Consider the following 816-nt stretch of genomic DNA (forward strand, 5'->3'; position numbering starts at 1 on the left):
GGCAGTGTCGCAAAGTTTTGAGAAGGATAGAAGCGCTCTTATCTCTGGACGCACTTATGCTGCGAGTTGCGCGAATGTCTGAAATGGTGAGCGGTTGGCATTTGCGAATTGGTTCTTGCGGATCATGTGTGCCACTTCGATGCCTTCGAGGGTGGCCGATGCGGAATGGAACGCTTTGAACCCCATCATTGGTTTGGTGATCCGTTTGATAAAGCGATGATCCTGTTCAAGGATATTATTGAGATACTTGATCTGCCGGATTTCAATCATGGCGCTCGTGCCTGTGAACTTCAGGATCGTGTTGACGGCCTGCAACCCAGCCAGATTGGCACCGCTCTTGTCAATGACAACCTTCTCAGGAACGCCGTTGGTAGTGATGGCTTTCTTGAAAAATCTGCGTGCCGCTGCCAGATCCCGACGCTCAGATAGCATGAAATCAAGTGTTTGGCCATCGCGGTCAACGGCTCGGTACAGATAGGTCCATTGACCACGAACCTTGATATAAGTTTCATCAACACGCCAGGAGCGGGCTGTGGGGCGCTTGCGCATCTGAGCTTGTGCTGCGATCTGCGGTGAGTAGCGAACAACCCACCGGTTCAAAGTAGCATGATCGACGGATACACCCCGTTCGGCCAGAATTTCCTGAAGGTCGCGATAGGAAATCGGATAGCGCACGTAAAAGAAAACAGCATTCAGGATGACACTTTTGGGAAAATGCGTCCCTTTGAAATCAACTGTCATTCGCATCCGCCTCACTCAGTTATACGCACCGTCGTTCACATAGCTCAGAAGAAGTGAAAATTTTGCGACACAGCC

The 816-nt window shown here is 50.6% G+C and carries 1 protein-coding gene; it reads right to left on the reverse strand.

Features of this window, described 5'->3' with window-relative positions; all coding sequences use genetic code 11:
* Positions 1–54: 54 nt before the first annotated feature.
* Positions 55–741 carry an IS6 family transposase gene (locus tag JNC70_RS22770; RefSeq protein WP_374789056.1) on the reverse strand — a complete coding sequence of 229 codons (687 nt, stop codon included), beginning with the start codon at positions 739–741 and terminating at the stop codon, positions 55–57.
* Positions 742–816 lie beyond the last annotated feature (75 nt).

Origin of the sequence: Brucella oryzae (genome assembly GCF_041929965.1) — a bacterium.
Classification (GTDB): domain Bacteria; phylum Pseudomonadota; class Alphaproteobacteria; order Rhizobiales; family Rhizobiaceae; genus Brucella; species Brucella oryzae.

Bases quoted from the DNA above. Each gene is read 5' to 3' on its own strand.
- JNC70_RS22770 (WP_374789056.1), bottom strand. From the start codon at position 741: ATGACAGTTGATTTCAAAGGGACGCATTTTCCCAAAAGTGTCATCCTG.